This window comes from Sulfitobacter sp. R18_1 (assembly GCF_017743915.1).
GTDB lineage: Bacteria > Pseudomonadota > Alphaproteobacteria > Rhodobacterales > Rhodobacteraceae > Sulfitobacter > Sulfitobacter faviae.
This window is the reverse complement of record NZ_JAGHRG010000001.1, coordinates 304,153-328,697: the sequence shown is the minus strand read 5'-3', so window position 1 is coordinate 328,697 and position 24,545 is coordinate 304,153. Positions and strand designations below refer to the sequence as shown.

The 24,545-nt window shown below is 49.0% G+C and carries 30 protein-coding genes; 20 read left to right on the top strand and 10 right to left on the bottom strand.

Features of this window, described 5'->3' with window-relative positions; genetic code table 11:
- Nucleotides 1-579 precede the first annotated feature (579 nt).
- Together J7392_RS02335 and J7392_RS02330 are read left to right on the top strand one after the other, a co-directional pair.
- Nucleotides 580-861, top strand: a complete 282-nt coding sequence (locus tag J7392_RS02335) for an HU family DNA-binding protein (protein ID WP_209215984.1) — start codon at nt 580-582, stop codon at nt 859-861.
- Nucleotides 862-1,004: 143 nt separating this feature from the next.
- Nucleotides 1,005-1,586, top strand: coding sequence for an RNA 2'-phosphotransferase (locus tag J7392_RS02330; protein WP_209215983.1), 582 nt, complete (start codon nt 1,005-1,007; stop codon nt 1,584-1,586).
- On the opposite strand, the gene J7392_RS02325 is transcribed toward J7392_RS02330, so the two are convergent.
- The 4 genes from J7392_RS02325 to J7392_RS02310 form a co-directional block, all read right to left on the bottom strand.
- Complete coding sequence (locus J7392_RS02325) at nt 1,573-2,160, bottom strand: hypothetical protein (RefSeq protein WP_209215982.1); 588 nt, start codon at nt 2,158-2,160, stop codon at nt 1,573-1,575. The genes J7392_RS02330 and J7392_RS02325 overlap by 14 nt on opposite strands.
- A gap of 63 nt (nt 2,161-2,223) precedes the next feature.
- A complete protein-coding gene (locus J7392_RS02320; RefSeq protein ID WP_209215981.1) occupies nt 2,224-2,748 on the bottom strand; it encodes a hypothetical protein in 525 nt (174 codons plus the stop codon).
- A 19-nt stretch (nt 2,749-2,767) separates the two neighbouring features.
- Nucleotides 2,768-3,346, bottom strand: coding sequence for an isochorismatase family protein (locus tag J7392_RS02315; RefSeq protein ID WP_209215980.1), 579 nt, complete (start codon nt 3,344-3,346; stop codon nt 2,768-2,770).
- 6 nt (nt 3,347-3,352) lie between these two features.
- Nucleotides 3,353-4,750, bottom strand: coding sequence for a D-alanyl-D-alanine carboxypeptidase family protein (locus tag J7392_RS02310; protein ID WP_209215979.1), 1,398 nt, complete (start codon nt 4,748-4,750; stop codon nt 3,353-3,355).
- A gap of 469 nt (nt 4,751-5,219) precedes the next feature.
- Here J7392_RS02310 and J7392_RS02305 point away from each other — a divergent pair, with 469 nt between their 5' ends.
- The gene (locus tag J7392_RS02305; RefSeq protein ID WP_209215978.1) at nt 5,220-5,909 is read left to right on the top strand and encodes a restriction endonuclease; all 690 of its coding nucleotides are present in this window, start codon (nt 5,220-5,222) and stop codon (nt 5,907-5,909) included.
- Here the strand turns inward: J7392_RS02305 and J7392_RS02300 are convergent.
- The 3 genes from J7392_RS02300 to J7392_RS02290 form a co-directional block, all read right to left on the bottom strand.
- Nucleotides 5,906-6,277, bottom strand: coding sequence for a helix-turn-helix transcriptional regulator (locus tag J7392_RS02300; RefSeq protein ID WP_209215977.1), 372 nt, complete (start codon nt 6,275-6,277; stop codon nt 5,906-5,908). The genes J7392_RS02305 and J7392_RS02300 overlap by 4 nt on opposite strands.
- Nucleotides 6,278-6,400: 123 nt before the next feature.
- The gene (locus J7392_RS02295; RefSeq protein WP_209215976.1) at nt 6,401-6,988 is read right to left on the bottom strand and encodes a hypothetical protein; all 588 of its coding nucleotides are present in this window, start codon (nt 6,986-6,988) and stop codon (nt 6,401-6,403) included.
- A 37-nt stretch (nt 6,989-7,025) separates the two neighbouring features.
- A complete protein-coding gene (locus J7392_RS02290; RefSeq protein ID WP_209215975.1) occupies nt 7,026-7,985 on the bottom strand; it encodes a hypothetical protein in 960 nt (319 codons plus the stop codon).
- A gap of 168 nt (nt 7,986-8,153) precedes the next feature.
- Here J7392_RS02290 and J7392_RS02285 point away from each other — a divergent pair, with 168 nt between their 5' ends.
- The 5 genes from J7392_RS02285 (at nt 8,154) to J7392_RS02265 (ending at nt 11,738) form a co-directional block, all read left to right on the top strand.
- The gene (locus J7392_RS02285) at nt 8,154-8,594 is read left to right on the top strand and encodes a hypothetical protein (protein ID WP_209215974.1); all 441 of its coding nucleotides are present in this window, start codon (nt 8,154-8,156) and stop codon (nt 8,592-8,594) included.
- Nucleotides 8,595-9,050: 456 nt separating this feature from the next.
- Complete coding sequence (locus tag J7392_RS02280; protein ID WP_348540682.1) at nt 9,051-9,659, top strand: hypothetical protein; 609 nt, start codon at nt 9,051-9,053, stop codon at nt 9,657-9,659.
- Nucleotides 9,660-9,790: 131 nt separating this feature from the next.
- Complete coding sequence (locus J7392_RS02275) at nt 9,791-10,129, top strand: hypothetical protein (RefSeq protein ID WP_209215973.1); 339 nt, start codon at nt 9,791-9,793, stop codon at nt 10,127-10,129.
- 182 nt (nt 10,130-10,311) lie between these two features.
- A complete protein-coding gene (locus tag J7392_RS02270; RefSeq protein ID WP_209215972.1) occupies nt 10,312-11,034 on the top strand; it encodes a LuxR family transcriptional regulator in 723 nt (240 codons plus the stop codon).
- Nucleotides 11,035-11,117: 83 nt separating this feature from the next.
- Nucleotides 11,118-11,738 carry an acyl-homoserine-lactone synthase gene (locus tag J7392_RS02265; protein ID WP_209215971.1) on the top strand — a complete coding sequence of 207 codons (621 nt, stop codon included), beginning with the start codon at nt 11,118-11,120 and terminating at the stop codon, nt 11,736-11,738.
- Between the two features lie 108 nt (nt 11,739-11,846).
- On the opposite strand, the gene J7392_RS02260 is transcribed toward J7392_RS02265, so the two are convergent.
- On the bottom strand, nt 11,847-12,587 hold the full coding sequence (locus tag J7392_RS02260) for a hypothetical protein (RefSeq protein ID WP_209215970.1): 741 nt from the start codon (nt 12,585-12,587) through the stop codon (nt 11,847-11,849).
- Between the two features lie 144 nt (nt 12,588-12,731).
- Between J7392_RS02260 and J7392_RS02255 the strand changes: the two genes are divergently transcribed.
- The 3 genes from J7392_RS02255 to J7392_RS02245 all read left to right on the top strand — a co-directional run bounded on the left by J7392_RS02255 (nt 12,732) and on the right by J7392_RS02245 (nt 13,996).
- Nucleotides 12,732-13,112, top strand: coding sequence for a hypothetical protein (locus J7392_RS02255; protein WP_209215969.1), 381 nt, complete (start codon nt 12,732-12,734; stop codon nt 13,110-13,112).
- A 162-nt stretch (nt 13,113-13,274) separates the two neighbouring features.
- Nucleotides 13,275-13,553 (top strand): hypothetical protein, encoded by a 279-nt coding sequence (locus J7392_RS02250; RefSeq protein WP_209215968.1) that lies wholly within the window; start codon nt 13,275-13,277, stop codon nt 13,551-13,553.
- A gap of 50 nt (nt 13,554-13,603) precedes the next feature.
- Complete coding sequence (locus tag J7392_RS02245) at nt 13,604-13,996, top strand: hypothetical protein (protein ID WP_209215967.1); 393 nt, start codon at nt 13,604-13,606, stop codon at nt 13,994-13,996.
- 12 nt (nt 13,997-14,008) lie between these two features.
- Here the strand turns inward: J7392_RS02245 and J7392_RS02240 are convergent, their stop codons facing one another.
- Entirely contained in the window at nt 14,009-14,500 is a 492-nt protein-coding gene (locus J7392_RS02240) for a hypothetical protein (protein ID WP_209215966.1), read from the bottom strand.
- Nucleotides 14,501-14,879: 379 nt separating this feature from the next.
- Here J7392_RS02240 and J7392_RS02235 point away from each other — a divergent pair, with 379 nt between their 5' ends.
- Both J7392_RS02235 and J7392_RS02230 read left to right on the top strand, forming a co-directional pair.
- Complete coding sequence (locus tag J7392_RS02235; protein ID WP_209215965.1) at nt 14,880-16,577, top strand: hypothetical protein; 1,698 nt, start codon at nt 14,880-14,882, stop codon at nt 16,575-16,577.
- A gap of 220 nt (nt 16,578-16,797) precedes the next feature.
- Nucleotides 16,798-18,933: a hypothetical protein gene (locus J7392_RS02230; protein ID WP_209215964.1), complete on the top strand. Its 2,136-nt coding sequence runs from the start codon at nt 16,798-16,800 to the stop codon at nt 18,931-18,933.
- 414 nt (nt 18,934-19,347) lie between these two features.
- On the opposite strand, the gene J7392_RS02225 is transcribed toward J7392_RS02230, so the two are convergent.
- Nucleotides 19,348-20,565 carry an RNA-guided endonuclease TnpB family protein gene (locus tag J7392_RS02225; protein ID WP_209215963.1) on the bottom strand — a complete coding sequence of 406 codons (1,218 nt, stop codon included), beginning with the start codon at nt 20,563-20,565 and terminating at the stop codon, nt 19,348-19,350.
- Between the two features lie 116 nt (nt 20,566-20,681).
- Here J7392_RS02225 and J7392_RS02220 point away from each other — a divergent pair, with 116 nt between their 5' ends.
- The 7 genes from J7392_RS02220 (at nt 20,682) to J7392_RS02190 (ending at nt 24,493) form a co-directional block, all read left to right on the top strand.
- Nucleotides 20,682-21,698, top strand: a complete 1,017-nt coding sequence (locus J7392_RS02220; RefSeq protein ID WP_209215962.1) for a polysaccharide biosynthesis C-terminal domain-containing protein — start codon at nt 20,682-20,684, stop codon at nt 21,696-21,698.
- Between the two features lie 102 nt (nt 21,699-21,800).
- A complete protein-coding gene (locus tag J7392_RS02215) occupies nt 21,801-22,436 on the top strand; it encodes a hypothetical protein (RefSeq protein WP_209215961.1) in 636 nt (211 codons plus the stop codon).
- Nucleotides 22,437-22,451: 15 nt separating this feature from the next.
- Nucleotides 22,452-22,637, top strand: coding sequence for a hypothetical protein (locus J7392_RS02210; protein ID WP_209215960.1), 186 nt, complete (start codon nt 22,452-22,454; stop codon nt 22,635-22,637).
- A gap of 4 nt (nt 22,638-22,641) precedes the next feature.
- Nucleotides 22,642-22,866 (top strand): hypothetical protein, encoded by a 225-nt coding sequence (locus J7392_RS02205; protein ID WP_209215959.1) that lies wholly within the window; start codon nt 22,642-22,644, stop codon nt 22,864-22,866.
- Nucleotides 22,866-23,675, top strand: coding sequence for an HNH endonuclease (locus J7392_RS02200; protein ID WP_209215958.1), 810 nt, complete (start codon nt 22,866-22,868; stop codon nt 23,673-23,675). The genes J7392_RS02205 and J7392_RS02200 overlap by 1 nt, the downstream gene beginning before the upstream one ends.
- Before the next feature lie 298 nt (nt 23,676-23,973).
- Complete coding sequence (locus J7392_RS02195) at nt 23,974-24,144, top strand: hypothetical protein (RefSeq protein ID WP_209215957.1); 171 nt, start codon at nt 23,974-23,976, stop codon at nt 24,142-24,144.
- Nucleotides 24,145-24,184: 40 nt separating this feature from the next.
- A complete protein-coding gene (locus J7392_RS02190; RefSeq protein ID WP_209215956.1) occupies nt 24,185-24,493 on the top strand; it encodes a hypothetical protein in 309 nt (102 codons plus the stop codon).
- Nucleotides 24,494-24,545 lie beyond the last annotated feature (52 nt).

Genomic DNA, 24,545 nt, shown 5'->3' with positions numbered 1-24,545 from the left:
GATTTATTGAAAGAAGACTTTCTTCATTTTTTTCCGGGGGTAAAGCATAGGAACGCTAGGCCGCCGTAGAGAAAAAGATTTGTTAGGCTGAACCATGCCCCAGGAAGGAACATTGAAACTATTACAGCTACAGGCCAGACGACTATCCAGTTTTTATGAAGCCCAATATGCCTCAATCTGCGTACTGACATGGGCACCATCAAGGCTATCGAGATACATATAGCCACAGAAATGGAGGCCCCCGATAAAGCGATCCGATGTATAGGCTCTATGTTAGAGATCACATACTCGCTGCGGTTAAGTGTCCACATGACAAACCCAATGGAAGCCGGGACGCAACTACATCGCGCGAGATGAATAAGAAATTCCCGTCTGCCAGCAGCCTTACTGACAGTTTTGATGGAACTCTTTCTATCCTTTCTTGAAGATAACATTATTCAGCCCGCTAGATGGTGTGGATTGGATATTGTCAAGAACCTATAAAAAGCAAATCGGTGTTATCATCAATAAAACCACGAATTTGCTTGCATAAGTCTTGAAGAAAGTATATTCAAAGCGGGTAACTTAATGGAGACTACAATGAAGAAATCTGATTTCGTGAAGCAGCTGAAAGATCGGCTGCCGGAAATGAACGCCGATCAGGCAGAGAAAGCATTCGATGCTGTGTTCGATACAATTGCTGATGCAATGAAGTCCGGCGAAAAAGTCGATGTCCGTGGTTTCGGTTCTTTCTCGGTACGAGATCAAGCGGCCCGTAAAGCACGCAACCCCGCCACCGGCGAAACCATCGATGTTCCGGCAAAGAAAGCTCCGGCATTCAAAGCTGGTAAGCAGCTGAAAGACGCGCTGAACGCGGCCTAAGGCCTCAACAATAACCTATACTAAAGGGGCTGGGATTATATCTCGGCCCCTTTTTTAGTTTGAGTATATTTAGCTATGCTAGATTTATGGGATCGAAACAGATACATCCCTAATATCGAAATCAGGAGGCGTGAGCCCATTTAATGAGCAAGAAATCTAAATTCATAGCGCGGGTGTTGCGTCATGAGCCTGGCCTGATTGGTCTCGACATAGATAGAAATGGTTGGGTTCGTATAGATCACTTCATTTCTCAGTGTGGTGAGTATGGGGTTCCTTTCAAGTCCTCGGGAAAGCCGTACTCATACCAAGAGGTGATCGATATCATTCTAGCTGATAACAAGGGCAGGTTTGCGCTCAGTGAAGATCGTAAGAGAATGCGAGCCGTCCACGGGCATTCCATAGAAGTCGATATTGGATCCGAACGCGAAGCTCCGCCAGAAGTTCTATATCATGGCACTACTGGTAAGTCTCTTGAGGCAATATTTGAAATCGGCATTGTCCCTATGAAAAGGCAATATGTGCATCTATCGGAAACGGTAGATCAGGCTATTAATGTGGGGAGCAGACATGGAGCCCCGGTTATCTTAGAAGTGGAAGCGAAAAGGCTTCACGAAGAGGGAAAATCGTTTTTCAGAAGTGAAAGCGGCGTTTGGCTTACCGACGAAGTTGCGCCAGGTTACTTTCATATATCTGGTTTTTCGCCGCCTCAAATCAAACCGATGTAAGCTTACTGATCTCAATTCCGTGTCGTGGACGAATGACCTCCCCAGAATTCAGGCCATTGTACATCGTCATTTCGTAAAGATACTCATTAGCATCATCAATCATCTTATCGGATGCAGATCCGAACAGGATGATATCTTCAGCATCCAGTAGCTCATCGGGTAGGCGCCCTGGATCATTGGCATCAAACTCTAGGAGCATATCGATAGCCTCGAAGTTCTGGTTATGGTTGATGCTAGCGCCACTGTTTAGGTTTGGGAAAACACGCTTTTCTATGATGTCTTCGATATCACCATCCTCGACGATAGAGATGATCTCACGGTACAGTTCTCGAAGTCGCTCAACCCTAGTATGGACTTCGTATTGAACCCGGTCATCATAAACGATGATCTCCAGCTCTACCCGATCTCCGAAGCACTGCGCGATCTCGTTGAGGCCATAGAGCGCCACATAGGTCAGTTTCCAGTTTGCCTCGTCGCATCCCAGTCGTGGCATCCCGAATAGAACATGCGGAAAGATTTCCCTTAAGAAGTCGACGAGATCAAACTCGGATTGACTGATGTCTTCGCTGTCCATGGCCCCACCACGATTTAGATTCATATCATTGATATGAGAAAATATGGTTTCGACAAATTTACCTTAATCGCCTGATCCAAATGGCAATTTTGTTATCGTTATACCGTCTTTAGGATGAGCTGGAGGCATAAATTGTTCACCTCCCCGGTAGTCCTCGATACCGATAGCCATTAGTTCTTCTGCAATCTCATCATTTCCGTCCGCCAAGCACATTATGATGCGGATATTTTTTTCATGGTCGATATCAAGAAGATCACAACCCTCTGGCAGGGCTTCGCCACTTAAGACGCCATCAATGTCACCGCTTCCTACGGTCATGAGGATTTTCTCATATGTCTCGAGGTTCCTGTCGTCTCGGCAGTCGACTTGGTAGCCAAGCATTCCATTGTTGTAGCTCAGAACAAGTTCGACGCGATCACTGGTTTCTAGACACACCTCATTGAAGCCATATGCAATCGCGTAGGTGGCGATCCACAAGGATTGATCCCCGCCAAAGCGTGGCATAGCTAAGCCAACCTGAAGAAACTCGTCTCGAATGAATTCTATGGCATCGAATTCCCATTGGGGCCGCTCGATATCGTGTGTCATGGCAGGTTCCTCCTTTTTCTTAGTGACGAGCGCCCCTGCCTAGTGGCAACTTGTCGTGTTTTACGTGATGTGACCGGGTTTCTTGCTTGAGTACGTCTTGGCTCACCAACAGATCCTGCATGTGCTTAAGGGCACTCATGTGACGCCATGGGCCCAACGTAGAGGCGCAGTAGTCGCCATGTATGGATACATCAAATCCAGCAATCAGTAGTTCAGTGGCGCACATTCTGATGGAGATATCTGTATCCATACCGGCGATGTTCACGTGACCAATATTTCGTTCTGTCAGCATCGACATGAGGTCCGTGGTTAGTATGGAGTATGTTGGGCTTGCGATATTTATGGCGCCTCTCGGAGCCTCGAATGCATGATCAAACTCGATCTCTTCTGGTGCAATGGCGGCCCAGTCAACAAGCAGGTGAATGAGATCTTCTGAAGGCTCTTGAGGGCAGTTGTAGTAACGACTGATAACTACCGTGTCGAACCAGGAAGCAAGGAACTCGATACGTGCTGGCAAATGTTTGGTATGGCTATTGAGGAAGCCGTTCTGGACGTTCACGATAAGCAAGGCATCGTTTCGCTCAGTGTGCTTCATCATGACCTACTACCCCCCGGAACTCGTAATCAAGGCGAAGATTTCAGAGTCTTCTACGCGGTAATGACCGCCCTTGGTTTGGACTATCCCCGATACAAAGCATGTATTAGATTGCATGCATGAAACAGTCTCAAAGCTATCATTTGAGTAGCTCACGTTTGAGGTATTCATGTGATAAGTCTCGACATCTGCACGCCAGCGTGGCGCTTTACGGGGTTGTTTAGGCTCCGGTTCTATACCAGCTGACATCTGTTGTTGCTCTGCCTGTAGCTCTTCATAGGCTTTGTCATATGACTCGACCATGACGACTATCATTTCGGTGTTGCGCGCAAAAAAGTTGGGGTGATCCTTGAAGAGTCTGGGCTTGGTTGGTGGCAGCGGCCGGGTGGCCTCAGCGACAGCTGCAACAACAGTGCTTTTGAGGTCATCCTTAGTTTCCGGACTTAGGTTATCTTCAGTACCTGGGCGGGCTCTAGGAAGCAGTGATGCGGTAACGAGCGTTCCTTTTGACGCCACATTCACAGTAGCGTATTGAGTGTTGATCGCGAGATCCTGATCAAGCATAGCGGTGCGGCGCCAAGTGCTGGTCGATTTGCGGATTGAATGATTAAGGACCGAGCGCATGGTTGCGTTGCGCTTTGCGCTCGTATCGGCACCGATTACGACTGCCAAAATATGGCGTCTTCCAGAATTGTAATTGGAAACAATATTGAAACCTGAAGCATTTGTGTATCCTGTTTTGATGCCATCGACGCCTCTCCAGGTCCCTGTAAATGGGTTGTGACCGCCGATCCTCTTTCCTCTGTAGACAAAGCTATTCTTTCCGAAACGATCATACATTCTCGGGAAGCGATCTTGCAGAGCGAGACCTAAGATGAACATGTCCTTGGCGGTAGTTACCTGACGTTCGTCATGGAGACCTGACGCATTGATAAAAGTAGACTTGTCCATGCCGAGATTGCGAGCTGTTTTAGTCATGGTGCGAGCGAAGTTTGTCTCGGTGCCAGATAGGTTTTCAGCAACAACGGTGGCGACATCATTCGCTGATTTCACGATGAGCGCATCTATGGCTTCATTCACCGTGATGGTGCTGCCTGCCTTCAGGTATAGTTTTGACGCAGGCTTTGATGCTGCGTTCTTCGAGACCTTGAGACGGGTGTTCATGGTCACCTGACCCTCTTCAAGAGCATCGAACAAGACGTACAAAGTCATCATTTTTGTTAGGGATGCCGGGTGACGCAGGCTGTTTGCATTCTTTGTCGCCAGAACTTTCCCGGTGTTCACATCTATTGCGATATATGAGATCGATTTTGGGGCTGCGGCGGCAGTGTTTGGTTGAGCAATGGTAACTGCTAACGCGATGCAGAACATCATTGCCGAAATTATTGTTAACCGTCGCTCACGCATTTTCTGCCTCATTATTATGAGGGGAAGGTAGCTTATATTTACTTCACAGAAGTAAAGGGTGCAGCAGATTAGATCGATATCTTCACAAAACTCATCGTCACAACGGTGGCGATAGAGGGGCGGCAGAAACGATTACTGGCCTGATCTTGTGAGCGCTCAGCAATAACCTGCTGGTAAACTTAATATTTTTATTGAAGGGAGCCTTTTCGATGGAAACCGAAGTTTCAATGCATCATATTGCTGAAGAACGAAGCGTGAATATTGGTGCCCTATGACTTCCTCGGATGACGAACCTGGTAGAGAAAACTCCGAAGTAACCGGGGCCCTCGTTCTAAAGTTTATGAGTTTTCTGGCCGTGACAGGATATACGTGGTGGTCTCTTGCCCCACATCTGTCGGGACCGTGGTGGCAAGTCGCGCTCTGGTCAGTGGCGGCCGGTGTGTTGGTATCTGCAATAATGGGACGGTTGATGTCTAAATGGCTGCCCTCATGGCTGCATGCTGTCTTTAGGGTTAAGAGGGATAAAATCCCGGTGAGGGTGCAAGATCATATTATTGAGCAGGCGACTGATCATTTCCCGGCGCTCTCTCGCAATGTCGCAAAGTCCCTGAAAATCAATGATTACGGAGCAGTAATCTCTGATGTTCGCCCCCAGGCAATACTAGAGTTCTTAGATAGTTTTGGGGTTAGACCCGAACCGGAGATGCAATCTGTTTATGTAAGCTTTGTTCTTAAGGTGATCTCTGAGCTGGAGATCGAGTTTGCCAAAATTGGGTTCTCACCTGACACGGCACCGGTTAAAGGGCATGATTTCGAGCACTGGGTGGCGCGCGAGCTGGAGCGCTTCGGGTGGAAGGCTCGGGCTACGGCAGGCGCCGGTGATCAAGGAATTGATGTCATCGCGGAGAAGCACGGCATTAAGGTCGGGATACAGTGCAAGAGATATTCGTCGGCAGTTGGCAACAAATCGGTCCAAGAGGCTATCTCTGGGAAGCAGTTTCATGGTCTTGATGTTGCGGCCGTGTTGACCACATCAAGTTTCACCAGAGCAGCAAAGCAGCTGGCAACCAGTACTGATATCGTTCTGATGACCCATTACGACATACCTCAGTCCGACCAGCACCTTTTGACGCGTCAGAGAACAGGTTACGGAAACTAGGCTAATGTTCTCTTATCTTCCCTGTGCTCGGCTAGCTGTTCTTGGGCAAACCTTAGGACTTCTTCCTGGCGTTCCTGAGGAAGACCTCTGAAGGCAGCCAGAATCTCTGGGATCATCAGGCCCATGGGGTCATAGAGCTCACAGAGCGAGACGTTGAGAGCACATACAATGTTGAACAAAAGGTCCGAATTTACTCGTCTATAGCCGCCTTCTAGTTGGGACAGATATCCGCATGAAACACCAATTCTCCGGGCCAGCTCGGCTTGAGTTATGCCCTGCTCGTCTCTGATCTCACGCAGGCGAAACTTCGGGTAATCCATGTTGGGTGTACCGTCATCTTTCGGGGGCAGGGCGTTCGGTGGCGTCATCGAGTTATCATTCCAGTTCAAAAGGTTGCCTGCTTACTACAGAAATGAAATCGATAGGCAAGACCCACGAAAGCACTTGACGGCACGGTATCGCTCACTTCCCTGGGCACCTGAGAGTCGCGACTATAGCGCAGGGCTGGCGGGGGCAGGATCATCCTTGCGGAACTTCTGGCCGAGATATTCGATTGCCACACAATCTTTCCACATGTCAGCCGGGGAGGGGTATTTTTCGTAAGCCTCACGAACCGACTTTTCCCCATCAAAACGGGGGTCTTCCTTCAGCCTAGTGTAGAGATCAGAAATCATATTTTCTAGAAGGGAGCTGAACTGTGGAGTGACAGAAGCAAACCGCAAGGCCATCGTCATATCTTGTGCGGTATCAAATAGGGCAAAAGACACCGCGAAGCCTTCATCTTCTTTACGTGACGGCATGCCCCGGTCATCAGGATGCACCTTGGAGGGATCAAAGCTGGTATCCACAACAATGGCGCCACCGATATCGGCGAGCATGATCAAGGCATCCTTCTGAGGCAGCAGCCCCGCCCTGATTTTGCCTTCTCTACCAGCTACCACCTCTTTTCTAGATAAAAGGGGGAATCCGATGGAAATGTGAAAATCATGTTCGCTGAAGGCCAGAATACCTCCTCCCTCACTAGGGAATTTGCCCCTCCAGCGTTCAGGAATAGGGTTTCCGAGGGACAGAGTTTCCATGTGTGTCTCCGATAGTCAGTTAATATTTACGGTGACATTATTCTTTCGAGGTGTCGAAGGCAATCGAGATGTTCATTTCGTCGATACCAGAACAGATGTCTTTATCGAACGGACGAATTAGTTCCCGATCAACAGTCGCTTCAATGGCTCCCAATTTATCATAATTTTTTGCAACCCATGAGCAGGTTGGTGAATTGGCATCGAATACAATCTTCACGATGTCCCCTTTTGCCCAAACCTGAATGGGGTTTTCTATATCATCTATATAGATCCCGCCTTCATTTGCATCGTAGCCGCGATCCGATAAGTCATCGATAATGCTTGCGGTAATCTCGCCCGTTTCCTCTATCCCATCTGGGAAGACCGCTTCAATTGACGATATCATATCTTCAGTAAAGGTTGTCAGACCAGGCAGAGGCTTGAGGGCCTTCTCGGGCGCAGTGTCGCTGACCGTATAAACGCGTCCTTCCGCATCGGCAGACAGCCAGTCAAACTCCGCGCCTTCAATGCGATAATTGGCCTCCTTCACAGCGGAAATGGCACATTGGAAGTCGCTGTCACGGAGGCAGTGGTCCTGAAGTTCAATACGCAAGACTTCAGCGTAGTCCTTGATGAACTGGTCGGACAGCTCAAAGGTTGTCTCTGCGAGCTTTTTCTTGGTTGTCTCAGAGCAGGTACCTACAGGGCATTGTGAGTACTCCAAAGCTTCTACGGCAAGGTAGCTAAAACCTAAGTGCTGAGGGCGTCTGTATTTATTCTCGCAGTCTCTAAAAGTCCTGATGAGGTCTCGCACCGCAAGTGTGTCATCTTTCGTCGTCGCATTGTTGGAAAGCGCCATATTGAATTCATAGTCTCCAGCACATCTCTCCATCAATTTCGAGTTCACCGCAAATACGTAATCTGCCTTGATTGCTACGTTCTGAGCTGCCGCAGGGGCAATAGAGAGCGTTGAAGATAGTGCGGATGCTATCGCGATATTTGTAATAAGCGTTTTCATAACAATATTCCCTTTGAGCTGAAGGTATCCGCAGTGGGTTAAAATATGGGAACAATCTTTAGTTGGTTCCTGATGAAATATTCGCGGATCTCTTAAGAATGTAGAAATATAGGGCTTCTATTTGGTGTGCATGAACACCGCTTTTAGCGAACATTGGAGATTGAAAAGATGAAAGCATTGAAGACAAAGGTAGCACTGGCAACAACAGCTGTATTTATGGCGACTTCACAAGGTGCTTGGGCACAGGCTATCGCACCTAGCACGGGTTCAGGTAGTCCAGCGAATATTGGCGCATTGGCAGACCAAGTAGCAGGATCGTTCGCATCTCTGGTTAGATTTGGTATGGGTGGGGCCTTCATGGTGGGTGTCTTCTTCGTCATCATGGGCATTATGCGTCTCAAAGCCGCAGCCGACAGCCAAGGGCAACAGGTCAAGTATTCTGAAGGTCTCTGGCGTCTTGGCGTAGCAGCCGCCCTATGCGGGATCCCGGCCGTGGTGACAATGATTGGCGGTACCGCTGGTATTAGTTCTGGTGGTGGCGACCAAATTCTTAATAGCCTGAGCACATTGAGTGGCGTTGGCGGCACCGGCGGCACCGGCAGCAACTAAGCTCATCGTCAGATGAAATTTTAAGCCCGCCAACTCAGACTTGGTGGGCTTTTTCTATTCTTGGGCTTGTCAACATAGTTAGTTCGTTATACATGTATAGTTGGACACAATGATTGGAAATTACATGTATAAGGGCATCCTTCGCCTTTTCGGGCTCACTCTTGTTGCTGCTTTGGTGTTGCCAGTTGCGGTTTCTTCTTATGATAGCTTCCAGCGCAACAAGACCCATACATACCTTCCGGCCCCATCGCCCGTTGTAGTAACAAGGCTAGCGAGCCTTCCCAGTAAGCTGTGAGAGGTCTGGATTGTAGTCGGTTCCTGCATCTCGGGGGTGCCACAGATGACTGTTGCAATGCCAGCAACAATAATCCGCGTAAAGCAGGATTGTCCCTTCTGAATTAACCGTACTTTTACTTGAGTAATGCATGGTGTCCTCACCAAGCAAGGATAACTCAAGTGATACTTAAAACTAGCTTCAAGAGCATTTTCGCAACTCTCGCCTTGGCATCGATGGCATCTGCCTGTGGCTCTGACCCTGAACCCCAACGTGTCTCGACACCGATTGATCGCCCATCTATCGGATCCGGTGATAGCCCGTACGTACATCTACTGGAACGAGATAGCTTCACCGGTTTTTTGACCGGCTACTCATATTGGGACAATACGCCTCCAGGTTCAGCTGCAATTTCGCATCCGATCATCCACTCCCGCGCAAGCGGCACCGGTACCTACGACAACCCCGTGACAATAGCTGTTGGGCACCAGAAGGTTGGGCGTAAACACACCCTCGACTTCCCCGCTGGAACTCGCTTCTATCTTCCGTCTCTGAAGAAATATGCCATTGTTGAAGATACATGCGGTGACGGTAACGCTCCGCAGAATGGTCCATGCCATTCTGGTCGTGATGGCCACCCATGGCTGGACATTTATGTCGATGGTAGCCGCATGAGTTCAGGTCAAGCTGACATGTGTATGCGCAGCATTACTGGCATGGTTGAGTTCATTCCAAATCCTGGCCCCAATTACCCTGTGATTGCTGGCCCGGTATCGCGCAGCAACTGCTGACGCGTAAGGCTCGGACACACACATTACGAGCCGGGTGCCTCGTGGAGAAATGTCTCCCGGGGCACCTTTCTTTTATTGCTTCATTGATCATGTGTTTGGAAACATATATTATAGATATATAGGAGCATTAAATGAACATTGGCGACGGGCAAGAATTACTTACGTTCTCAGGTGATGAGCGCGACCAGGGAACCATTGTTATTGAAGCGCAGCGTATGCAATCTGGATCTATTGAAAAGCAAAAGATCTTTGTCCCCTGGGAGCAAGAGGACCTAGGGGCGGAAGCGGTAATCTATTCAATTGGCTTATTGACATCGAAATTCGGTGATATCCATCATGCGTATGAATATTTTCAGTTATCACCGATTCCTGGGTGCGATGGATTGACAGCACGTGACGTTATCAAGAAACGCGGCCCTAGCTTCCTTATGGAAGCTCTGGATAAGGCTGACTCCGTTAAGTTGAACTAGTTGACGCAAGGTAAGCGTCCTTCTTGCCACATCGAGGCCTGGAAAATCAGAGAATCTTCACTCCTAGGTTGCAGTCCTTGTTGGTACGCAGCAGTATCGCCCATAGCCGTGATTAATATTCCAGTAGTGTACAGTAAAATCTGGATGCATATATAATTATAGTACTATGACAGGGGTGTATTTTGAGAAACTTAAAGATATCAGATCAGTATTCTGAGATTTCCTCTAGAAATCCCGATGTGTCAATGAAGGATGTTCTCCACAAGCTTTGTAATGAAGCTGGTCTGAATAACATTACATACTTGGCTCTCACAGAAGATTCTCAGCTTAGCACCGAGGCGAAAATTTTCTCGACATACGATGAGGGATGGACAAACAGATACCAGGAGCAGAAGTACCATCTGATTGATCCGGTGGTAGTAGAGGGACTGACAAGTATTCTTCCCGTGGATTGGTCCAAGCTTACAAAAAAGGATAAGCTCACGAAGGATTTCTTTGGTGAAGCTGCCGAGTGGGGGGTTTGTGAAAACGGCCTTACCATACCGATCAGAGATTTTGCGAAGCGACGCGCCATCCTCTCGGTGAACACAGAGATGAACACAAGGGAATGGAATAAGTACCAACGGGAGTTTGTGGCTGACTTTACATATTTGAGCTATCTCATTCATGACGATGTCATAAAGAACGACGCGTCTATCTCACAGGAAGTGGAACTCACTCCTCGGGAGACCGAAATGTTGCGTTGGGCTGCTATCGGGAAAACTTCTTGGGAGACAGCTCAGATTACCGGCTTAACGGAGCGCACCGTCAACTTCTTTCTTACCAATGCATGCAAGAAGCTTCACGCTGGAAACCGGGTTTCAGCTGTTGCGAAAGCGATTAGCTACGGGCTGATAAGTATATGATTTGATTTCGCTAAAATCGTTAACGCGAAATTAATCTCCCTGAGATACAGATGGTCTGATTTTATTAAGATTGGACCATCAATATGATACACTACATTTCAAAACCAAAAAACATGCTCGAGAAAGACCTCTTGGATCAGATGTTTATCGAGCGAGCAGAGGCTTTCAAGGTTCGTCGGGAGTGGTCAGTAACAGTACAAGATGGTCGCGAATATGACCAATTTGATGACATGGACCCCCTTTATGTCGTTGTATCCAGCGACGCGGGTGAGCTACAGGCTTCGATACGCATTCTTCCCACCAGTGGGCCCCATATGCTGTCTGACGTCTTTCCCGAGGTCATGGGGGAGGGTGAGTTCGTTCGAAGCCCCTTGGTTTGGGAGTTGTCTCGATTGTCAGTTGTAAAGTCGAACGCGATGATTAGCCATCAAGGGGTTAATCTCTCGACCTACCAGCTACTAGATGCATGCTTTCAAGTGGCGTACGACTCGGGAATTTCGCATTTGATAGGGGTATACGATGTTTTTGTTCAACGAATTCTGCGCCGCGCTGGATATAAGTTCGACCAGATCGGTCCTGTTGTTCGCTATGATCGCGGACTGAAAACCATTGCCGGTCTAGCAGACGTCGAAGAGAATATGCGGTCTTTGCTTTCGCGACAAGGAGTTCCTATGTCTACACCTTCGATGCGTTTTCAGCGTTGAACCGAAACTTTTAACTAAAACAACGGCATCTCAATCTATTGCTTATGCCGTTGTTCACTATTTTGCACATAAAGCTTCTTGTTGTTCAAAGTAATGAACAACATCTGCTCAGATGACGTGGATGTGCCCGGACTTCTCAAAAGAGAAAGGCATCTCCCCAGGCTGGGCCAGTTTCATGCAGGCCTCAATCGTGGGGTATAGGATACCTGCATCTTTCATGGCTTGCCCGACATTGTGACCGTTTGTCCGCACCATGTAAGTCTGGATGTTGTCTTGGTCAGGAAACTTCACGAGATGCTGTCGCTCCATCGGATCGGCCGTGAAGAAGACGTAGAACTGCGTCTCTTGACCAAAGTAACCTTCCAAGGAAGGAATGCTCCACTTAGTGATGTTGCGTGCATAGGCTGCCCAGCGCCGTTCTCCTGGCATGATCTGGGGATGCATGGAGTATTGCGGCACAAAAGCGATGCAAGCCTCTGGTGAGAGGTATTTTGAGGCTACGACCGCCAGAAAGCCACCCATGCTCAGGCCCATGGTGATCACCCGTCGGTTCTCACTGATAGGGGCAATGACACTTGCCATCTTCTCGAAGTCGATAGCGTTTCCCCAACTCCGGTTCTTGTCGAATACGAATATTTGTGGGCCTAGATTGGGATCGAGCTTTTTGAACTCTTCATTCTGGATGTCCACGCCGCCTTGCCCAAGGCCCACTCCTACAAAAGTGACCATGCAAAAATCGCCATCGCCATCCAAATAGGTGATCTTCATGTGATCATCTTCAAACAATGTGGGGATCGCCCCGTGGTTCATAATGGAACCTACCGCCGGGATATCTTTTATTGCGTTCATGTATAATTCCTCCAGTTCCCTGAAATCTTACATGAGTATGCTTAAATCTAAGTAATACGAGCGAACATTTATGGTTAAGCAAGAAATACCCTTGTCAACATAGGTGGGTTGTGCTTATATTGAGCTAACTAAAGGGAGCATATCATGCTTGTTGCTATCTACATCATCCGAACCGCAGTTATCTTCACCGCAATTTGTGGAATGGCTGTATCTGTGCTTGCCGATGGCGGCATCCCGGGTGACCCTTTTGCTTTCGCGACATTCGGATCTCTGGCTGGCATGACCTTCATGTGGGCAATCGACCGCAATAAGTCTGGTTATGGGATTGCACACGTCGTTGTGCAGGTTGTTTCCTTCGTGGTCGCTTACGCAGCCCTCTACCTGGTTTATCCTTACATTGTTGCTGCATCTGAGATGTTGGGTGACTTCAACTATGGCATGACGTTTGCCAGTATCGTTGCTTTGGCGACTGTTTTCAGCAGCCATATCGAAGCAGCTGAACAGCGCGGCGCCAAGGTGTCTTGATGCCAGACCGTCAACACAGAGTGCATCTTCTTACTGTTTTAAGAAGGCTTATTCCTTACCTGCTTGTCGTCACATTGCTGTGGATCTGCTGGCTCCTAATTGTCATCGGGTACGGGAAGATCCAGGCTGACGAATTTTACGATGACGCCTTGAGGCTTTGAAATGACGGAAATGAACAATCTTGAATTTGCGGCCTCTCTGCGCATCCTGCGTCGAATTTCGGGGATGCTCCACCATCCCGATGCGCACAAAGTGTTCTTCAACCTCCCGGAAGTGCATTTGCAGAAGATCGTGTACCTTCAGATTAAGCTGGCAAATGCTTGTCAGTTGACCGCCGATGAGATCGCTGCTTACGGGAAGGCCGGAGCAAAAGACATCCAAGTAGTCGAAAAAGAGAACGGCGAGTTCGTCTTCGAGAATGCTGAGCTTGATCCTGTTTGAAGATTTCGTCACGACCCGAACATTTACAGAACACAAACTAGGTAAAGCCCATGTCAGATAAAACGCCCTTCAAGCTTTCGATGGATCGCGATGCTCTCTTTAAGTTCATCGCTGAAGCTGACAGCGCAGATGAGGCGATGTCGACTATCGGGCACAGACTTGTCGGCGCCTTGCTGGCCAATGGTGAGGACTGGAAAGATCATGTCCTGTTTGATCTTGTCGGGATTAAGCTGGAACCTGACACGTCTGTGTCTGTAAGCAAAGAGTATGTGGAGGCGGCAAACGAGATGGCGAAGACGTTAAATCGCTTTCTCGATCCCGATGATATGGATGATATCGTATTTAAGTTGGACGACGCCAAACATGATCTGAAAGAGTTCAACAAGCATGCTGGTGTGCAGGATAACGACGAAGACCCTGAGCCTGTGGCGCCTAAACCTTAAACACTTGGGTCTCTATACAGGCGCAAGAGCTCTAGGACGCAGTTCTTCGATCTTGTCGAGGTAAGCATCAGAAACGATCTTTTTCGCTTCTTCAATGTCGTCATCACCGAAGGCCGATAGGGGCTTATAATCATCGTCCTCGTCATCCTGCTGGACGAAATATTCGATCATTGTTTCTCGATTAGGCTCCCTGTCTTGCACTAAGTCGTGAACATGGTAGCGATCCTTGGCCAGAGCTTCGGCATTGGCTTCAGGGTGCATGCCAAAGATATCCACGGCTTTGGATCCTTCGTTGGTCTCTATCACCGCATATACATGTACGACGGCCAAAACATCGTCATCGCCGTCTTCACCCTCATAGTAGAGTTCATCTGGGTCGGAGAGCACCAAGAAGTGACCTCCGATGCAGTGCTCCTCGAAGAACTCCAGCGCGGCCGCCGCAAAAATATGACAGCATCCATACGCGTAATAATGCTCGGTATCGGTTATGTTCTCACTAGCCATGGATAAAAAGCTCCTCTTTCAATTATAGAATTGCAGTTTTTACCGAAAAATAAAAGTTCCATCGTATACATAATGAGTTCAACACATAACCTACTAAGGAACACACAATGAAAAAACTTATTCGTCCAGTTATCGTACTCGGTGGCCTCTTGGCTCTGTCAGCTTGCGGCATCCCATTCGTAAACGTGCCGATCATTCCGGGCATCTAAATTTATGACCTGGTGCGGGTTCCATATCTCGCACCAGGTTGTCCGCTGTCCTAGGACGTAGGACGCAATAAATATCTTCAATATTGGGCGCCATATGCTCGGTATAAAAGCATCGGTACACTTAAAGCTCCGTAGTAAATTCTTTCATCTCTGAGACCATATCCATTGATATGGAAAACACAGTCTTCTCATTCTCTCAGTACGGCATGAATGTCGGGAAACCCATCACACGGTTGCCGTGGTCTGCTGGCCTTCTTTTCGATCTGGAGGGTCGCCTGAAAAAGATGGGTATCGACCGCTTCCAGCTGTTAAGGGATCCGGCTGAGCAGAAGCAGGGCCGAATGCGGCTGGATGATACTGGTGAAGCTATCATATTTTTAGGGAAGTCGTTGGATGCCAAGGCCACGATAGACCATGAGGCGATCCACATCCTTCGTAAGCGCAACCTCTTCACGGACGAAGAGTGGGATGCGTTGACCCAGGAAGCAAACCAATCCTGGCTGAAGCAATACGACATACCGGAAAGGTACGAAAACCTATCCAGAGATGCGATGGTTGAGGAAGCAGTAGCTGAAGCTTACGCAGACTACCGTAAGCGTGCAGACGGTCGCCATATACGAGGGCTTCCTCGTTTGGTTGCAAAGGCGTTTAGCAAGATCCGTGCAGTCTTCACTGCCGTAAAGAGAACTCTGCGTGGGCATGGTGTCTCGACATCTGAAGCCCTCTTTCAAAAGGTGTCTCGAGGAGAGATAGGTTCACGTACCCGAGTGGCGCCTATCGATGTGATGAAAGAAGCTGCCCAACGTCACTCTGACATCGAGCAAGAGCTGTCTCCTGTTCTACGTCGGGCGCAAGAGCAACCTGGATTTTGGGAGTGGAGTAAGGGCAACAAGATCCCTCCGATGATGCTCTATCACGGTACCACGCAAGAGTTTTCGTCATTCGACGCATCGAAAACACATCCTGAATGTGCCTATGGCCGAGGGTTCTATTTCACAAATACCTTGTCAGATGTTCATACAAATTACGCGACCCCAGAAGGCCCTGACCTGAAAAACAAGATCGATTTACTTTGTGAAAAGCTTGCTGATCGCATAGAGGCCGAGACCGGTGAGGAAGCTGACTACAATAGTCCTGAGATCGAGGCTGAGGTCAGGGAGAGCTTAGTATCTCATGACGGTGCTATCATTCCAGTATTTTTGCGGATGACGAACCCCATCATCATAGGCGGAGACAATCCCACCTATTTTAAGCCGGATGAGTATGATTTTGAGCAATACATGGATGAAGCCCGCGAAGAGTTGGAGATGTCCAACTACGATGAGGATCCCGTAGAAGAATATGAGGTTGAGCAGCTTGCCCGCGACCGGGCGATGGACAATGGTGACGTTAACCCCGGAGAGGTGTCACAATTCTTGGATTCTTTGGAGAACATAAGTGAGGACTACTACGGGCTCAGGGAAGTGGTTGACGCGCTAAGGGGGCGAGGAAAGGTGTCACCCCACATAGCGAATTCTTTCGATACCATGCATGAGTATCTGATGGAGGGCTGCAAGGTCGTAGATCTGATTGACCTGTTTACTAGCGAAATGCTGATGGATATCCAGGAGGCTGAGCCGGAGAATGATCTGCACATAGGTGCCTATGCCGCAGGGGAAATTGTGAGACACGCTCTTGAGGATATGGGGTACGACGGAATAATCGACCACACGGTTTCGAGCAAGTTCTCTAACATGTCTGGAATGGATAGTAGCACAACGCATTACATCGTGTTTGACTCCAAGAATATTAAGTCAGTTTTCAATCAAGGCACGTTTAGTTTGCAGTCTGATAACATCAGCTACCAAGCTCAGCCGCTCCAAAGATAAGAAAATCATTATAATGCGTGAAACTATGCTTGCGTATTCTTCCGTATTGCTTTAATGCTTTAAATAGAGGATCGAAGAAGACTTAAGTCGGGGCCTGGCGGCCATGAACGTGGATCCTTCTAATTTTATGAAAAGAGAACTCTGCTTCGCTTTCCGCCAGGTCTCGTCTCAAGTCTTCTTCTAGATTGAGACATAATTTTCCATACCAAAGGATGCTTCCATGCGCACTCTGAATGCAGCAAATGTTCTTCTTACTCAGATGGGCTATGCGAGCGTACCTCTTGAGGCATCCGAGAAGCCTGCGGACAATACGCAGTTGGGCACTGTTTTGGCTAGTATGGCGTACTATGGGTACGCGCCTTCCGTCACAATGATGGATCGCATGCGGCGTCTGTCGGCGGAAGTTCTCGCTGACTTCTGGCGTGCTCTCGATCCACTTCTGGCTGAGATCACAGTAGATAACCGCGATATCAGTGATTTCGTTGTCTACAAGAACTTCCCGCGTGAGGTTCTTGAGATGTCCGAGGCCGAATACTGGGTTCGCCAAATCATCATGTACATCGGTTTCCCAAACGAAATGGTGACCGAGGTGGCAGATGACCGGGATCCTCTGACTGAAAAGCTGGACCTCAAAACCTTGGAGATTGCTCCAAGTGATCCTACAACCATGATGATCGATTACCTCGTTGCAAAGCGAACAGAGATGACGCCGAGAGAAATCTCCGCATGTCATGCTCTCTTGGAGAATTGCGATCAGCGAACGTTTGATCTTTCGGAATTTGGTTTTCGGGCGAATGGCGCACGGTTCGCTGCGTACCTGATTGACCATGGTGAAGGTCACCGTGTACGGACCTCATCTGCAACCGATGTGCTGCGCATTGCTTTGGTGCTGTCTGACATGGACCCGATGATGCGCACCAAGCCTTGGTTCTCGCCGTTTACTCGCGCAGAACGTCGTTCCTTGTTTGCTCTCTTGGAGGGGTGCAGTGATCTCGTAGAGGATTTTGCTCGTAACCGTGAAGTATGGAAGCGCCTTCTGTCCCGGCTGCATCCCGGTGATTACGATGTCCCTCGGGTTCAGGCTGCCTATAACGAGCTCTATAACGGCGCCACAGAGCGTTTTAACGCTCGTCTGGAGCGCGGGTTCGCAAATAAGGATGAAGGTGTCCTAGAGCTGCTGAAAACGCGCCCCGGCATCTTTATGCGCGCCCTCAACCAAGCCTATAAGGTTTTCGGCTCCAAAGCTGTGGTGGCTTTCAAAGATATTATCCATGAGCTTACTGTAGATCAGTTGCTGCGCACTGCCCGTTACTTGGAGTGTCGCGATAATCAGCTGCGGCTCATTCGCCCGTCTGGGAACTGGGAAAAGTCTCAAGTGATCGCCAAGACGGTTCATTTTGATGCGGATGCCGCGACCGGCTTGGCCCGTGATCTTCGAGCAGAGGTGGCTCGTCGCATGAATGCAGCGCTGCCGGAGGGGGTCGACCTCGATCCGGAAGTCATCACTGTTAACTTGCCCTCGAATGGTCAGGAAATCGATGTTGGCCGTGGGACGGAAATCGCCCTTGGGGATGATGTTCGCTTTATCCGATCAGCCAGCTACTGGAAGATGCCAGGTCACGGTAACGTCTATTTTGATAACGGTTGGAATTTCTTTCAGGCGGACTGGAAGCCAATGGGCGCGGTATGCTGGAACTCTCATCAGTTCCCGTTCCGTAAGGGGGACAAGCCATCTGGAGCGATTTTTTCAGGTGATCCGACCGTTTCCAAAGAGATGGAAGGGCGGGGCGCACAGATGATCGACCTCTATCTCGATAACCTTGCAGAGCAGGGGGTGGCCTATGCTGTCTGGAGCATCATGTGCTTTAGCAAGAAGTCCTTCAATCAGGCAGAAGATGTGGTCGCAACATTGCAGACCGGCGTCGAGCCTCAAGAAGGAAAGCTTTATGAGCCTGGACGTGCGCAAATCTCGCTGCCAGTCAATGGCGATAATATGACGAAGTTCGTGGCCTACATTGATGTGGCACGGCGCAAGCTGGTCGTGATGGATTGTGCGCTTCCGGCGGTTGTTGAGTCTGCCAATGCAATTCCCACTCGGAAATCCCTGCAAGATCGCATGCCTGCCTTCATGGCTTATGCTGATATGCAGCCAAGCATCGCAGATCTATTTGAGGGCGTTAAGGCAGGCTCGATCCCTGTTCGTAAGAGTGACAAGGAGATGGCAGTCGTTGGTAAGGGGTACGTGTTCAAGAGCGTGAACCCTGCAAGCAAAGTTGATCCCATCGATATTTCAGCGCTGCTCGCTCTCAAAGGTGATGTTGCAGAAGAGGCAGTAAGGTTAAGGGCAGCCTCTTAGATGCAAGCTCGTTAACACAGGTTCAATCTATAGATGTCATATTTTCTGAAATGACAGTATCCGGAAAATACGTGTGATGCCTAAGCGACCGCCTTCGGATGCTATGAAAAGCTATGTTAGCCTCGGTTTGTCAGTCCTGGAGACTGTCGTTGCCGTGGCTCTCACTGCGATTGTATCGCGGCTCCTCCCTTTAGAAACCTTCGGTATCTACTCTACCATTCTGTCCATGCTCTTTATGTTCAGTGCGCTGGGCGCTTTGGGGATGGGGCCCATCGTGCTCCGCGAGACGGCAGCCCTCAAGAAGAGTGGGGAGCGTAACCCGCATAGTCTGTGGTCGACGGCGGACTTTATGGTGATGCCAACGACCCTTTTAACATCTTCCCCGCCCTGAAAGACGGGGATTTCCGGTCTGACCTAAGCGGCCTGCCGAGTAGTTGACGTTTCCGCACTAGACAACCCTAGGCCGCCTAGCTCCACGTCCGTAGATACCGAAAGGTATCCCGACGGAGTGCTCCCCCGCCGTAGAATATTCACCGCTGCATTGTGGTCAGCATTGGCATGGAAACCGCAACTGGTACAAAGAAACAGAGCTTGGCTTTTGCGACTGTTATTGTCCACGGTTTCACATGCTGAGCAGCATTGCGATGTATGTTTAGGATCGACGAGTTGGAGGTGACCGCCTCGCTCCTCGAGTTTGTATTTCAGTTTCATCTGGAGGCCAAACCACCCAACATTCAAAATGGATCGGTTCAGGCCAGATTTCTGCTTCACCATTCGTCCAGGCTCTTCGACAGAACCTTTGGCTGAACGGGTCATATTTTTGGTGCGAAGATCCTCCAGCACGACAACGCCATAGATCTTCGCTAGTTTTAGCGCTGTTTCATGCTGCCACTGGTCACGGATGCGACTGATCTTGGATGAGATGCGGGAGGCACGACGCATGGCCTTGGCGTGTCGTTTTGAACCTCGCTTACGCTTCGAGGCGGTACGTTGCACCTTACGGCGGCGGCGCTCCCACTTACTAAGCTCGTCGGGCATGTAGAATGCCTCACCGTCGCTGGTCATTGCCGGGACAGTAACACCCCTATCTACCCCACATGCTCTTTTAATCGGCGCCTGATCCTTAATCTCCCGCATCGTGCAGATTGAAATGTGCCACCCCAGTGCATCGCGCTTTACCGTGGCGTTTCTGATCTGACCTTGAACTGGGCGAGACAAGCGCATCTTAACCCAGCCGATCTTGGGAAGCTTTACCTGAGACCAGCGTCGGTTCAATTTCTCAATCTTGATCTCACGTCCAACAAATCGGAACGAGTCATTGACGAATTTCTTCCGGGGTGAAGGAAACGAAGCCCGACCTGCGAAGAAGCTCTGAAAAGCCTTGTCCAGATCCTTGAGAGCCTGTTGTTGCGCTGTTTGAGACACTGCCCCAACGAAATCAAACTCCCTACGCAAATCTTTCAGATCAGCCGCAGCGGTGTGGAAATTACAGCCATGGGATTTTCCCCAAATCCGCCTCTGTTCCCGCGCCAGATTATAAACCAATCTGCAAACACCGGCGCATTCACGAAAGAGATATTCTTGCTCTCGCGTCGGTTTAAGCTTGTATTTGTAGTGTCTGGTTATCTGCATGTTGTCTTTAATATACTGAGTTTACTGAACTAAGTAAAGAACAAATCAGGAACTGAGGGTTACCTACCCCGCATTCCTCCCCCACCTGAAGGAAGGGGTATCCTGCGGGAAGATAGATGAGCATGTTAATCGGGGGTGCCATTTATTGGTATGTCGGGATCGAGGAAGCCGGTAAGGGGACGATCCTGGCTATTGGTATACAGCTTATTGCGCTGGTTATGATTTCGCTTCGATCAGCAGCCCTTCAAGGATTAGGTGCGAGCAATTTCTCCCATTTTGTGACCTTCTCAGTGCCACCTGTGCTTACCGGGGGAGGGTTGCTTGCGTTCTGGCTTCACGGCTGCCCAATGACGCTGAATTTGGCTCTCTGGGCGAATGGTTGCGGCCTCATGCTAACGACCATCATCCTTCACTGGCGCCGGAACTGTCTGATGAGTGATCGAAGTGGGGTTAGCAGGGACAAGACCTATGCAGCCTTCCTAAGACGTCAGAGCCTTCCTGTGGCCGGTACAGCAGCTGTGGGGGTGATCAACTCCAGTATTGATGTCGTAATGCTAGGTGCGCTCGCGGGGCCCGTACAGGCAGGCTATTATTCGGCCGTACTGAAGCTCGCAGCATTCCTCTCAATTGTTCGGGTGAGGCTGGCAGTTCTGATAAGTCATAAGGTACCGCCTCTGCATCAGAACAAAGACTACATCGGCATTCAGAAGACCTGTCGACCTGTCGCAGCGATATCATCATCTATCGGGGCACTGTTTCTCATCGTAAGTTTGCTTTGGGGGCATCATATTTTGTCGGCGCTCTATGGGCCTGCCTTCGCAGACGCCGCGCCAGTGATGTCTGTCATAATTTTCGCTCTGACGGTTTCAGCGGCTTCCGGCATGGTGGGTGGCGTATTTATTATGACCGGAGATCAGATCATAAATTTCAAGGTGCTCTTGGCTTCGGCTATCGTGAATGCAGCCCTTAATCCTGTAGCGATCTATTACTATGGGGCATTGGGCGCCGCGATGACATTGGTGGCTTCAACAACATTCTTTTTCGTAACCATGTCTGTGATCATGCGCCGAAAGTTCGGAATAGATGTATCTATTCTAAGCTACTTTTCTAATGTGAAGCCTGCGGTCATATAGCATTAGCTTTCTATGTTTATGCTTGCGTCCTAATGTATAAAGGTCTAATGTGATGTCAACATTGTTGATTTATTCATTAGGAATATTGAGGAAGGACGCATTATGTCGGATGAAATCAAGCTTTCTGAAGCTTCGGTGGAAGAGATCGAGCAGGCTCTCACTGCAAAGTACAAATCCGAATTGCGTCAGATGATCAGCCGTTTGGCCAACATGACACCTGGTGTTGTATATACACCGAAAGGCTTCCCAGATGAATACGCTCCCAAAGATCATACTGAGGATCCAAATCGCCTGAGTACTGAGATCCTAGGGAGCATGGTTATGACAAGTGCTCTGGTGGAGACTGTTGCTCCAGGTGGAAGTGTCGAGATTGAGATTACAAACATGACGCACGGGGGTGTCGATCATAGTTCGTGGTTGATCAAAGCCAAGCGACTTGCAGATGAAGTGCAGAAGGACGACGCGGAAACAGAATACTTTGCAGCTGACTTCAAAGATGGGACGACCTGGAAGCTGCCGGTTAAGGCGGTGATTGCCGACATGGAAGAGCATGAGAAGGCTAGTGGAGACGACGATAAGTGGCCAAGACCAATCAGTCGTGCGATGGCGTTCAGATGGTTTCTTGACAACTGCGACAAGATTGAAGGCTGGATCCTTGTTCGATCACCGATGTTTGATAAGCCGGATTTCGATCTTATGAATGATGCCCGCTGGTATTCTCCGGAAACCGAAACCTAAGGAGTGGAAGTTACCATGACAACAACTCAAAAGTACCTAGTACACAAACTGGCAACTTGTCATGAATGCAACTTCCAGTCCGATGGACGCTATGCAGAACGCGATGCTAGGAACCATGCTCTTGAGACAGGTCACATTCCGACATTAGAGGTTGCCTACGATATTAGTGTGGTGAGCGACAAACCACAGCAAAAGGATTGATATTATGAAAGTTGCCGTTGTTAGTTCCAGTTCACTTGGAGTGAATTGTTGGTCCGCCGCGCGCTTCAATAATGGGTGTCATACCTGTAGCCGCTATGAGAGCTGCAAATATCCTGAGCGGGTCGCCAACCAAGAGTACGACCAAGTCTTGGAAGACGCTCGCGAGGCCAAAAAGAAAGCGGATGCCTTGTACGAGAAGGCGCGTGATATGCGTGGTGGCCGAGCCTGATGAACATGCAGGTTGCCATTAACTCAGATGTCCGCACTGCGGTCTTTCATGCCTGGGGACATGTATGCGCTTACTGTAAGGTGAACCCAGCTGAGCACGTGGATCATATTTTCCCACGCGCACGCGGTGGGAAGGACCATTTGGAAAACTACGCGGCATCCTGCGCTCGCTGCAACCTTATGAAGACTGATGAGGTTCTCGGGGAGGGTTTCCTTGAGATTATGCGTCTGAAGGCGAAAAAGAAAGCCCCAAAGATTGCCGCAGATATTGCGTCGAAGAGGTCCAAAAGGTCTGCTTCTAATAATCCTACAGGGACAAAGCGCGGTACTCCCCTCAGGAAACAGGAAAAAACAATTCGTGTCATCGACATCCCGTGGGATCCTGAAGTTATGCGCGCGTTCCTGACGCTAGACAGTGAATGCGGCGAGAAATCGTATTCAGGTACCCGAAAGTTCACGGTGGATCCATCAAACGACAACTTCGATACGCGACTTTTAGACCTTCCTTGCCCAACATGTATCGGACACTATTTTGGTAAGAGCTTTATCCATGAGTCCACACATCTACTCGACAGTGATACCCTTACGGTGACTTACGCGGATGATTTGATTGAGGCCATCAGTTATGCAATGGCGCTGAGAACCCAGGCATTCATTTTTATCATGCCAGACCTACGTGAAAAGGCTACTGTCCTACCTTCTTTGGAAGACTGCATGCCGGTATCGGGAAAGATTGATAGAAAGCGGCGTTGGCTGCTGGAAATCCCAAATTCTGATAGTCACCTATCAAATTATAAAGAGGCCGCCTAGCATGACTGCTGTTCCAACAACCTTAGAGTATCCCTTGTACGACTTGGCTCCTAAGAAGATTCGAGCCCAGAATAATTTCAGCAACGTACAAATCCCTTTCTATTGGAAAAGGCTTCTACATGATGTGCAAGCACTGTTTTATGCGGAAATTTGAGCTTTTGGATACCAAAAAGCAGCTGGGAGATGTCATGAAGATCGAAAAATACCGCTGGCAAACACACTGGGCCAAGAATAATTCTGAACCGGGGTTGTAACTAATTTAGAAGGTAAAACTATGTCACTAGTTAAGAGCACTTGCATGCTTGCGTGGATGGCCGGAATCCTGATGGGTATTGGAGCTGCCGATGGAGAATCGAACTGGCCGCTAATCGCAGTTGGATTTATCATGATGTCGGTCGTAATCTTTGGTTTTGTCCCGATGATTGATGGGCGTCCGAAAAGATTGAATAAAGAGACCAAACTTCCATAACGACATTGCGCTCGACAGATAATATTTTCGGGATTTCTACATGAGTATCACCGACAAGGAAGCAGCGCTATGGCATGCAAACCTGAAGGCCCTTAAGGGTTTTTATCAGAGTTCTGTACTGGTTTCCGCTGAAAGCCGGGAAGCTGCTATGTCGAAGGCTTTGATAGCAATTCGCACATGGAATGAGAAGCGAGTTGAAGATGACTACTACAGTCCCGTCGTCAGCGCATTTCCTGATGATGAAGGCTATGCTCAGGAGGTGGAGGCTTGGATGGAGGAGGTGCGATCTGAACTTGAGGAAAAGCTTCTGGAAGTCAAAGGTGGTGCCTTGGTCATACAAAGCATTTGATACCTCCAACTTGTATTAAGCATATGTGCCTATAATAATTTTAGAAATTAGG

Coding starts and splice junctions, on each gene's coding strand:
- J7392_RS02335 (WP_209215984.1), top strand. CDS start 580: ATGAAGAAATCTGATTTCGTGAAGCAGCTGAAAGATCGGCTGCCGGAA.
- J7392_RS02330 (WP_209215983.1), top strand. CDS start 1,005: ATGAGCAAGAAATCTAAATTCATAGCGCGGGTGTTGCGTCATGAGCCT.
- J7392_RS02325 (WP_209215982.1), bottom strand. CDS start 2,160: ATGGACAGCGAAGACATCAGTCAATCCGAGTTTGATCTCGTCGACTTC.
- J7392_RS02320 (WP_209215981.1), bottom strand. CDS start 2,748: ATGACACACGATATCGAGCGGCCCCAATGGGAATTCGATGCCATAGAA.
- J7392_RS02315 (WP_209215980.1), bottom strand. CDS start 3,346: ATGATGAAGCACACTGAGCGAAACGATGCCTTGCTTATCGTGAACGTC.
- J7392_RS02310 (WP_209215979.1), bottom strand. CDS start 4,750: ATGCGTGAGCGACGGTTAACAATAATTTCGGCAATGATGTTCTGCATC.
- J7392_RS02305 (WP_209215978.1), top strand. CDS start 5,220: ATGTCTAAATGGCTGCCCTCATGGCTGCATGCTGTCTTTAGGGTTAAG.
- J7392_RS02300 (WP_209215977.1), bottom strand. CDS start 6,277: ATGACGCCACCGAACGCCCTGCCCCCGAAAGATGACGGTACACCCAAC.
- J7392_RS02295 (WP_209215976.1), bottom strand. CDS start 6,988: ATGGAAACTCTGTCCCTCGGAAACCCTATTCCTGAACGCTGGAGGGGC.
- J7392_RS02290 (WP_209215975.1), bottom strand. CDS start 7,985: ATGAAAACGCTTATTACAAATATCGCGATAGCATCCGCACTATCTTCA.
- J7392_RS02285 (WP_209215974.1), top strand. CDS start 8,154: ATGAAAGCATTGAAGACAAAGGTAGCACTGGCAACAACAGCTGTATTT.
- J7392_RS02275 (WP_209215973.1), top strand. CDS start 9,791: ATGAACATTGGCGACGGGCAAGAATTACTTACGTTCTCAGGTGATGAG.
- J7392_RS02265 (WP_209215971.1), top strand. CDS start 11,118: ATGATACACTACATTTCAAAACCAAAAAACATGCTCGAGAAAGACCTC.
- J7392_RS02260 (WP_209215970.1), bottom strand. CDS start 12,587: ATGAACGCAATAAAAGATATCCCGGCGGTAGGTTCCATTATGAACCAC.
- J7392_RS02255 (WP_209215969.1), top strand. CDS start 12,732: ATGCTTGTTGCTATCTACATCATCCGAACCGCAGTTATCTTCACCGCA.
- J7392_RS02250 (WP_209215968.1), top strand. CDS start 13,275: ATGACGGAAATGAACAATCTTGAATTTGCGGCCTCTCTGCGCATCCTG.
- J7392_RS02245 (WP_209215967.1), top strand. CDS start 13,604: ATGTCAGATAAAACGCCCTTCAAGCTTTCGATGGATCGCGATGCTCTC.
- J7392_RS02240 (WP_209215966.1), bottom strand. CDS start 14,500: ATGGCTAGTGAGAACATAACCGATACCGAGCATTATTACGCGTATGGA.
- J7392_RS02235 (WP_209215965.1), top strand. CDS start 14,880: ATGGAAAACACAGTCTTCTCATTCTCTCAGTACGGCATGAATGTCGGG.
- J7392_RS02230 (WP_209215964.1), top strand. CDS start 16,798: ATGCGCACTCTGAATGCAGCAAATGTTCTTCTTACTCAGATGGGCTAT.
- J7392_RS02225 (WP_209215963.1), bottom strand. CDS start 20,565: ATGCAGATAACCAGACACTACAAATACAAGCTTAAACCGACGCGAGAG.
- J7392_RS02220 (WP_209215962.1), top strand. CDS start 20,682: ATGAGCATGTTAATCGGGGGTGCCATTTATTGGTATGTCGGGATCGAG.
- J7392_RS02215 (WP_209215961.1), top strand. CDS start 21,801: ATGTCGGATGAAATCAAGCTTTCTGAAGCTTCGGTGGAAGAGATCGAG.
- J7392_RS02210 (WP_209215960.1), top strand. CDS start 22,452: ATGACAACAACTCAAAAGTACCTAGTACACAAACTGGCAACTTGTCAT.
- J7392_RS02205 (WP_209215959.1), top strand. CDS start 22,642: ATGAAAGTTGCCGTTGTTAGTTCCAGTTCACTTGGAGTGAATTGTTGG.
- J7392_RS02200 (WP_209215958.1), top strand. CDS start 22,866: ATGAACATGCAGGTTGCCATTAACTCAGATGTCCGCACTGCGGTCTTT.
- J7392_RS02195 (WP_209215957.1), top strand. CDS start 23,974: ATGCTTGCGTGGATGGCCGGAATCCTGATGGGTATTGGAGCTGCCGAT.
- J7392_RS02190 (WP_209215956.1), top strand. CDS start 24,185: ATGAGTATCACCGACAAGGAAGCAGCGCTATGGCATGCAAACCTGAAG.